Raw genomic sequence first — 8,815 nt, forward strand, 5'->3', positions numbered from 1 at the left:
AATTGACTTCGCAAATGTTTGCTCCTATATAAAATAGGAGACCCTACACATTTGATTTGTCGAAACTTTGTTCAGTTTTCAAAGGTCTACATAAGTTAACAACGAGTATTGATTATATACTACATTTCAAAGCATGTCAACATGATTTGAATTTATAATTATTGATTAATCATACATGAAAATGTATAAAAAACCATTTGATCTATCTCGTGCCAACTAGCCAGTTCATAACCACTGCTGCTGAAAGATGTTCTCGCTACCCTAATGTTTCAGCACTCAGAAGTGTCACTGACAACAATGAATATAATACCAACTATTCAACTTTACGTCAACAACTTTTTTATTTTTTTGTACATATTCTGAGTCAACAAGATTTATATTTTTTTTCGTCCTTATGAATATTCAGTTTTCAGGCAAAAAAATCTGCCCATTCACCCTATTTTTTGAATATATGCTCTAAATAGTGATTTTTGAATCGTTATTTATTTTATCGTTCGTTTTTTATTTAATTCAAAATTTCTCTGCACTAAAAAAGCATTGTAAACAAAAGACGATTTTCAAATAGCCAATGAACCTGACATCGTATCTGCCTCAGCAATCCAAACATTTTGCAATTAATTCAACTATTGCTGAAAACGATAAATCATCCTCTTGGCTATCTGCAAATTATTTTTCATCAATATTCGAATTTTAAAAAAATTGTTTATACTCACAATTTCACTTAATTTATAGTGTTCTATCCGAATCTTGATGCAAAAATAAATGCCACTTTCAATTAAGCTTTTGCTGTTAGCTGAAAATCACACCGGATAAAGATCCTTCTTGCTGAACTTTTTTATCTTCTCAAAAATGTAGTTTAACTAGGAATTAAAAAAAGAGCGGCAGCCAAAACCTTAGTTTGGTCACAACTCTTTTTCAATATCACTAATTTAAATTTACTTTATTACTTTATTACTTCTACCCCATGCATATAAGGTTGCAGAACTTGTGGCACACTCACGGTTCCGTCTTCATTCTGATAATTCTCTAAAATAGCAGCAACCGTTCTGCCAACGGCAAGGCCTGAACCATTCAGAGTATGAACAAACTGTAGTTTACCATTTTCGTCACGATATTGGATATGTGCACGGCGAGCTTGAAAATCCTCACAGTTTGAACAACTTGATATTTCACGATAAGTATTTTGTGCAGGAATCCAAACTTCAAGGTCATGAGTCATCGCAGCAGAAAAGCCCATGTCACCAGTTGATAAAGTGATTATATGATATGGAAGACCTAACTTTTCTAAAATACTGCCTGCGTTTTTAGTCATTTTTTCTAATTCATTGTATGAATCTCGTGGTTTGCAATATTTAACCATTTCAACTTTATTGAACTGGTGTAATCTGATCAAACCACGTGTGTCGCGACCAGCACTTCCTGCTTCAGATCTGAAAGCTGGTGATAAGGCAGTAAAGTACACTGGCAGTTTTTCTTCTGCTATAACCTCATCACGATAATAGTTAGTCAACGGTACTTCAGCAGTTGGTATCAAAGTCAAATCCTGTCCTTGAATCTGGAAAACATCTTCTTTAAACTTAGGGAATTGACTGGTTCCAAACATTGAAGCTCCATTAACTAAGTAAGGAGGCAATATTTCAATATAGCCTTCTTTCTCATGTTCATCCAACATAAAATTATACACAGCCCGTTCAAGTTTAGCTCCTAAACCTTTGTAGAAAAGAAAACGGCTTCCAGAAACTTTTGCACCGCGTTCAAAATCTAAAATATCAAGTTTTTCGCCTATTTCCCAATGAGGCTTAGGCTCAAAGTCAAACTTACGTGGTTCTCCCACCACTTTTATCTCTACATTAGCATTTTCATCCGGTCCAACAGGAATAGTTGGATTTGGAAGATTTGGAAGGCGTGCAGCCATATCTTTCACTCTGGCTTCAACAGTTTTTAAGCTCTCCTCCAATCTCTTTATTTTAATTCCAACTTCTTTCATATCAGCAATCTGCTGACTAGCATCTTTTTTATTCCTTTTTGCATTTGCAATCGCTTCAGATACTTCATTTCGCTTCTGCCGTAAAGCTTCACTATCAATAACTAATTCGCGTCTCTTTTGATCTTCTGCAATCAATTCATCAATAGTTTCTGCTTTTACACCACGTGTTGCTAACCTTTTCTTTATATCAGCAACATTTTGGCGGATCATTTTAATGTCTAACATTTTATTTCCTCCTTATTTTTTAAACTAAAAAAGTCCCCCCATCCCTAATTGGGACGAAAAGACTAGATTCGCGGTACCACCCAAGTTCGACAAAAAGCATCGCACTCAAACTAATAACGGTCTCCCGTGTAGCATTACCTACCCATACAATTGAACGCTGGAATTTCGACGTCATGATTTGCAGCAACCATCATGTCTCTTCATGTCTACTTATGGCGAACTTAGATGTTTTCCTTATATCTTATAGATACATCATAATATCAATTACTTAAAAATTCAAGTATTAAAAAGACCAGTTAAAAATCACTTATTCTTTTTTATGTCTGTTTGTTTCAAATCAATTGACTCTAATGGGATCAATTTAGTATGATGCCTAAACTTGTAGTACAGATAGAGTATCAAAAACAAAGGAACACTCATATAACTGACCCCTATCGCCTGCCAGTCCCAGTTAGCAAAAGCTTTCAGATCCTGACCTATAATTACCAAAATACATAACACTAGTGACAACAGTGGCCCTAACGGAAACAACTTGGCACGGTAACGCAGTTCATCCAGAGATTTTCCTTGCTTTTTAAAAGCTCTTCGAAAACGATAATGTGAAATTGCAATTCCAAGCCATGCAATAAAGCCAGTCAACCCACTAGCACTGACCAGAAAAGCATATATTCTTGTTCCATATACGCTTGCCAAAAATGTAAATAATCCTACAGTAGTTGTACCCAAAAGTGCAGGAAAAGGAATCCCACGAATATTCAGCAGTCCAAAGATTCTAGGAGCATCGCCACTACGTGCTAGTGAATAAAGCATCCGTGTAGAAGCGTACATGCCAGAATTAGCTGCCGACAATACAGAAGTCAAAATAACAGCATTCATAATACTTGCAGCTGAAGCAAGTCCTGCTCTGCGAAAAACAAGTGTAAATGGGCTAATTGTTATGTCATTTGCACTGGAACCCAGTAAATTAGAGCTTGTATACGGAATTAAACAAGCTATAACAAAAATCGCTAATATATAGAATAATAAAATACGCCAAAAAACTTGTTTGATCGCTTTGGGAATACTTTTTTCCGGTGTTTTAGACTCCCCAGCAGTTATCCCAATCAATTCTGTACCTTGAAATGAAAAACCAGCGACAACAAAAACGCTCAAAATAGTCGGTATACCACCCACAAATGGGGCTTTCTTATAAAAAAAGTTTTCTAATCCGACAGCATGTCCGCCCATGATACCAAGTATTGTCAGCATACCCACTACCAAAAAAACAATAACTGTTATAACTTTGATAAGCGCCAACCAATATTCTGTCTCACCAAATGACAGGACTGAAAATGCATTGATACAGAAAATAATAGCTAAGGCGATCAAACTAAAAATCCAGCTTGGAATGTTTGGCAGCCAAAACTTCATTACAAGCGCCACTGTACTGATATCAACAGCCAATGTTATGGCCCAATTAAACCAATAGTTCCACCCCATTGCAAATCCAAATGCTGGATCTACAAAACGTTTGGAATATGTCGCAAATGACCCTGTTACCGGTAAATATGTTGCCATCTCACCTAAACTGGTCATTAGAAAAAAGACCATCAGCCCTATACCAATATATGCAACAAGTGCGCCACCAGGTCCAGCTGTACTGATTGCTGACCCACTGGCAACAAATAATCCTGTTCCAATACTTCCACCTAGCGCAATCATCGACAAATGTCGTGTTTTCAACACACGTCTAATATGTGATTGCTGTGGATGTTTATTAACTTCCATCCCTGTACAAACCTCCCTAATTTTGAGGCCCTAAGCACGTATGACTTAACCATTGCACTCAAAAAGCCCTGCCAACGATAACCGTATCGGCAAGGCTTTTCATAATAATCAGTTTGACAAACCAAAAATCAAAGTCATACTCGATAGCGCTCCGCAATTAATTGCGACAGTTCCCAGTCTCTTAAACTGAATCCCAGCCATATGTCGTTAAAGCGACACTAGCTTCGGCAGATGCTCCTTTTGCTACCCTTCATCAATGCTTTACCATCTCAAAATAGCTACTGATATTATCTGCGACCTCTCTTCGAAAAAATATTCTACCCTTTTCCAACTCTAAAAACAACACTAACCTGTGCTGTGTGGTCAGAGCTCACTAGTTTTATATCCAGATAATCTAATGTATTTGATCATCCAAAATTTGTTTGCCTAATTCCTGATTGAAACTATAATCAACTGGAATATCAACTACTACTGGACCTTTAGTGGAGAATGCCTGATCTAAGATTTTACCAAGTTCACTTGCCTGTGTTACACGTAAACCAGTGGCACCAAAACTTTCAGCATATTTAACGAAATCCACAGGTCCAAATTTTACACCTGCAGAACGTCCATACTTCAATTCTTCCTGAAATTTAACCATATCATAATTTCCGTCATTCCAAATAATATGCACGATATTTAGTCCCAAGCGAACAGCCGTTTCCAAATCTTGACTTGAAAAAAGAAAACCACCATCGCCTGAAACAGACACTACTTGAGTTCCAGGTCGGACCAGTGCGGCTGCAATTGCCCATGGCAAAGCAACTCCAAGCGTCTGCATACCATTACTAAATAATAAATGACGCGGTGCGTAGCTTCTGAAATGACGTGCTATCCAAATATAAAAACTTCCCACATCAACAGCAACCGTCATGTCGTCTGTAACTCTCTTCTGAAGTTCGCGAATAACGCTTAATGGATGATTCAAAACTTGACCAGCTTTAACCGCTGGAGCTTCGTCTCGTTCTTCAAATTTTATATGCAAATCAGTTAAATATTTTCTTGAAGTAGTCGGAACTTTGTAGCCTTTCATATAAGGCAAAAGAAAGTCGAGTGTTTGAGCAATATCGCCAACCAATTCACGTTCGGGTTGGAAATTTTTATCAATTTCTGCCCTCATCGTATCGATAACAACAATATTTGCCTTTCCATCCGCATTCCAGTTTCGTGGTTCATATTCAATCGGATCGTATCCAATTGCAACTACCAAATCACTGCGTTTCAACAACTGATCACCCGGCTGATTTCGGAACAAACCTACACGTCCAAAGAAGTCTTCTTCCATTTCATGTGGGATGATTCCTGCACCTTGGAATGTTTCGACAACTGGCAGATGAGTATCAGAAATTAGGTTACGGATCGCCTTAGTTGTCTCTGGCGATGAGGCACGCATTCCTAAAAGCAGTACCGGTAATTTAGCAGACTTAATCCGCTGAGCCAGTAAAGTTGATTCAATTGGACTTGCTGGTCCTAACTTAGGTGCCGTCAAAGGCTTAATAACCCTTGTTTTCACCTCTGAATCAGTTACATCTTGAGGAACTGATACAAAACCAGCCCCTTGCTTGCCTGCTTCAGCTTCTTGATAAGCATTAGCAATCACTTCAGAAATATTCTCAGGATCCTGCACTTCTGCACTATATTTAGTAATTGCAGCAAAAAGGGCAGAATTATCCATACTTTGATGCGTCAAACGTAGCAGATCCGTTCTTTGAACTTGACCAGAAATAGCTAAAACTGGATCTCCTTCAGCTGTTGCTGTAACCAATCCTGTCGCCAAATTACTTGCTCCTGGACCTGATGTTGTTAAAACAACACCTGGTTTGCCCGTGATACGTCCAATACCCGCAGCCATAAATGCAGCATTCTGCTCATGCCGTGTCAAAACGAGTTTTGGTGAATTAGGTGAAGTGGGATTCTCTAAGCTCTCAAAAACGCGATCAATCTTAGCACCAGGGATTCCAAAAACATATTTAACGCCGTGATTAATCAAACTATCTACGATCGCATCAGCTCCGTAGTATTTTTTATCGTCTTTCATCTTACTAACTCCCTTTTAACAAAAAGATTCGTATTAAAAACCACAATTGTACTTCTTGATGATCATTTCAAAGCCAATCATAGCATTGCATCCAAGCAAATACTAGCACCTTTTACGCTTGTGATTTTATTAATAAAAAATGAAGTCGAATAATTATCATACCAACTGTTTTAAGTGTTTAAAGTTTGTGAAAACATCTCAAAGTAAGCTGTTACATTAATTTAAAAAAGAAGACAACTACAGCGCTATTAATCCTAATTTCATTGTAAACTTCCATAGCCAATCAGCTTCAAATTGTGAAACGTCAAACTACAGCTAAGCATCTTATTCTTCTTTAATAAATTATCTCAGTTTGGGAATGACATCACTTTCAGCCACATCTGGATCATTCCAGTCTACAAGAGGAATTTCCTTTTTGCCAAGTGTTTTAGAAATAACCTCATAAACGGTCTGTTCATCCAAAAAATGACACCAGCGTTTATCAGCTTGTTGAAAAATGCCATTCATAACTTGCTTTGCTTCTTGAGAAATCGGACGAAAATCTCTAAATACAAGGTCGATAAATCCCAAATCCGGATAAGATTGAATTTTGCCTTCAGTTGCATCAACAATCTGTAACAATGTAATCTCCTTAGGATCTTTTGCTAAGGAAAAACCACCGCTATTACCCGAAACAGAAGTTATCAAACCTGCAACAACCAATTTTCGCAGCAATTTCTGTAAATACGTTTGTGAACCGCTTATGCGTTGATGAATAATTTGCGAAGAAAGCGGTATTTTTCGATCCTGTGTTGCCAGCAACGCAATAATGCATGCGGCTTGTTCAAATCCCTTTGTTAATTGCATTTTAAATCCTCACTTTTAAATTTACATAATTAATCAAAAGTCTTAAGGTATGTATAAACTTGTTTCATAGAGGCTGTTCCAAAAAAAGGATTCAGCTTGTCTTTAACAGTTAGTTCAAACCCATTTTTTTCGAGTACCCGTTGTGAAGCATAGTTTTCCTCTGACACCATTCCTTTAATTTCCTTTATACCATTTGCTTGTGCCCACGTGCACACTGAGACCAAAGTTTCAGTCATAAAACCCCGATTCCAATAATTTTCATTGAGTGCATATCCGATGATTCTTTTAGCAGACAGCGGCTCATTGTATTCTCCTACTTGCTCATACAGACAGATATTACCAATTACTTTCTTTTTAGCACTATACTCAATGATCCAAGTATGCTCATTATCTAAAGTCGCATAAAAAGCACGTACATCGTCCATTGTCTTACATACAGTAAACTCAGCTTCTTGAGCAACTTTTTCCTGTGAAGCATATTCCTGCAAATCGAGTAAATCACTTTTCTGTATCCGTCTGATTTTCAGTCTTTTTGTCGATAGCATAAATCCACATCTTTTCGTATTGTTTCTCAAAATTACCCAGCAACAGCTGTTCACAGAACCCTAGACCTTATTCACACCCTGATCTTCATCAGACAAGATATTGATTACATTTTAGCATTTTTTTTGAACAATATACTACTAGTTTATAAAATTAGCCATGTGTTAGAGTGATTGGTCATCTTTACGTTTATTTGTTAAAATGTGGATAGATTAAATATATGGAGCGTTAGGGAGATGTTTATCGGTGGCTAAAAACAGAGGAGACCATAAAGAGGAGTATTCAAGAAGCAATTCCAAGAAGACTCGCTCTACTCAACCTTCAGAAAAACACCGAAAAATAATTTTTTTCTGGATCTTGTTCGGCTTGGTATGTTGTCTTATTCTGGGATTTTTTTATTTTTCACGTATCTACAAGAATGCACGTCAAGCTACAGACACAATCTATAGTCCAAATAATGTGAAGAAAAAGCGCAACACGTCCTCCTTACTAAAAAATGGTGAACCTATTTCAATCCTCTTAATGGGTACCGATACTGGCGCACTAGGAAGAAACTTCAAGGGAAGAACAGACACCCTAATTCTTCTGACTTTGAATCCAAATAAAAACCATATGACACTAGTCAGCCTCCCGCGTGACGCCAAGGTCGCTATTACTAATTATGAAAGCTACTACCCAAGCAAGCTAAACTCAGCTTATGACTACGGAGGTTCTGCGACTGCCGTTAAAACAGTCCAGAAATATCTCAATGTCCCAATCGACTTCTATGCTACGATTAACATGGGTGGATTGGAAAATATGGTCAATGCGGTTAATGGCGTTGATATCAAACCAACTCTTTCTTTTTCTTATGGTGGTTACTCCTTTACCAAAAACAAAACTGTCCATATGTCAGGAGCCGAGGCATTGGCGTACGTTCGAATGAGACATGACGATCCTCAAGGTGATTATGGTCGGCAATTGCGACAACGACAAGTACTCACTAAAATCGCAACTAACGGCAGTAGTCTGAAAAACCTGTTAAGCGAAAAATTTTTCAAAGAAATTTCAAAACAGTTAAAGACGGATCTTTCATTCAATGACATCATGCTGCTTGCTTTGAAATATCGCACCGCTACACATCACATGACTTCTGATCATGCCCAAGGGGACGCTCAATTGATTAATGGCGTATCCTTTGAAGCCGTTCCAGAAGACGAAAAGCAGCGCATTACAGACCTACTGCGCTCCTCGTTAAATATTCCAAAAGCGGATACCGGCAACACTCTTTTGAACTCAGATAGTACGAATTAATAGAGATAATCAAAATAAATCCTGAATTATTCACCATAAGTTCTCCAAGTACAGTGTCACCCCGTTATCATGGGCGG

General features: G+C 37.7%; 7 protein-coding genes and 1 riboswitch. Of the genes, 1 reads left to right on the forward strand and 6 read right to left on the reverse strand.

The annotated features are described in order from the left end of the window. Nucleotides 1–943: 943 nt before the first annotated feature. The 6 genes from serS to FD20_RS11565 all read right to left on the reverse strand — a co-directional run bounded on the left by serS (nucleotide 944) and on the right by FD20_RS11565 (nucleotide 7,447). Nucleotides 944–2,212, reverse strand: a complete 1,269-nt coding sequence (serS, locus tag FD20_RS11545) for a serine--tRNA ligase (protein ID WP_057738705.1) — start codon at nucleotides 2,210–2,212, stop codon at nucleotides 944–946. A gap of 19 nt (nucleotides 2,213–2,231) precedes the next feature. Further along, complete coding sequence (locus tag FD20_RS13610; protein ID WP_162255653.1) at nucleotides 2,232–2,387, reverse strand: hypothetical protein; 156 nt, start codon at nucleotides 2,385–2,387, stop codon at nucleotides 2,232–2,234. 128 nt (nucleotides 2,388–2,515) lie between these two features. Beyond that, the gene (locus FD20_RS11550) at nucleotides 2,516–3,979 is read right to left on the reverse strand and encodes an amino acid permease (RefSeq protein WP_057738707.1); all 1,464 of its coding nucleotides are present in this window, start codon (nucleotides 3,977–3,979) and stop codon (nucleotides 2,516–2,518) included. Nucleotides 3,980–4,115: 136 nt separating this feature from the next. Further along, nucleotides 4,116–4,290, reverse strand: a riboswitch (Lysine riboswitch). Nucleotides 4,291–4,373: 83 nt separating this feature from the next. Continuing rightward, nucleotides 4,374–6,056 carry an acetolactate synthase AlsS gene (alsS, locus tag FD20_RS11555; RefSeq protein WP_057738709.1) on the reverse strand — a complete coding sequence of 561 codons (1,683 nt, stop codon included), beginning with the start codon at nucleotides 6,054–6,056 and terminating at the stop codon, nucleotides 4,374–4,376. A 342-nt stretch (nucleotides 6,057–6,398) separates the two neighbouring features. Next, nucleotides 6,399–6,902 (reverse strand): RrF2 family transcriptional regulator, encoded by a 504-nt coding sequence (locus FD20_RS11560; RefSeq protein WP_057738711.1) that lies wholly within the window; start codon nucleotides 6,900–6,902, stop codon nucleotides 6,399–6,401. 29 nt (nucleotides 6,903–6,931) lie between these two features. After that, a complete protein-coding gene (locus tag FD20_RS11565; RefSeq protein ID WP_057738713.1) occupies nucleotides 6,932–7,447 on the reverse strand; it encodes a GNAT family N-acetyltransferase in 516 nt (171 codons plus the stop codon). 244 nt (nucleotides 7,448–7,691) lie between these two features. Between FD20_RS11565 and FD20_RS11570 the strand changes: the two genes are divergently transcribed. Then, complete coding sequence (locus tag FD20_RS11570) at nucleotides 7,692–8,738, forward strand: LCP family glycopolymer transferase (RefSeq protein ID WP_057738715.1); 1,047 nt, start codon at nucleotides 7,692–7,694, stop codon at nucleotides 8,736–8,738. Nucleotides 8,739–8,815 lie beyond the last annotated feature (77 nt).

The organism is Liquorilactobacillus uvarum DSM 19971, from assembly GCF_001434935.1.
Classification (GTDB): Bacteria; Bacillota; Bacilli; order Lactobacillales; family Lactobacillaceae; genus Liquorilactobacillus; species Liquorilactobacillus uvarum.

What these genes read in the sequence shown, in the direction of transcription:
- serS (WP_057738705.1), bottom strand. Translation starts at nt 2,212, where the DNA reads ATGTTAGACATTAAAATGATCCGCCAAAATGTTGCTGATATAAAGAAA.
- FD20_RS13610 (WP_162255653.1), bottom strand. Translation starts at nt 2,387, where the DNA reads ATGACGTCGAAATTCCAGCGTTCAATTGTATGGGTAGGTAATGCTACA.
- FD20_RS11550 (WP_057738707.1), bottom strand. Translation starts at nt 3,979, where the DNA reads ATGGAAGTTAATAAACATCCACAGCAATCACATATTAGACGTGTGTTG.
- alsS (WP_057738709.1), bottom strand. Translation starts at nt 6,056, where the DNA reads ATGAAAGACGATAAAAAATACTACGGAGCTGATGCGATCGTAGATAGT.
- FD20_RS11560 (WP_057738711.1), bottom strand. Translation starts at nt 6,902, where the DNA reads ATGCAATTAACAAAGGGATTTGAACAAGCCGCATGCATTATTGCGTTG.
- FD20_RS11565 (WP_057738713.1), bottom strand. Translation starts at nt 7,447, where the DNA reads ATGCTATCGACAAAAAGACTGAAAATCAGACGGATACAGAAAAGTGAT.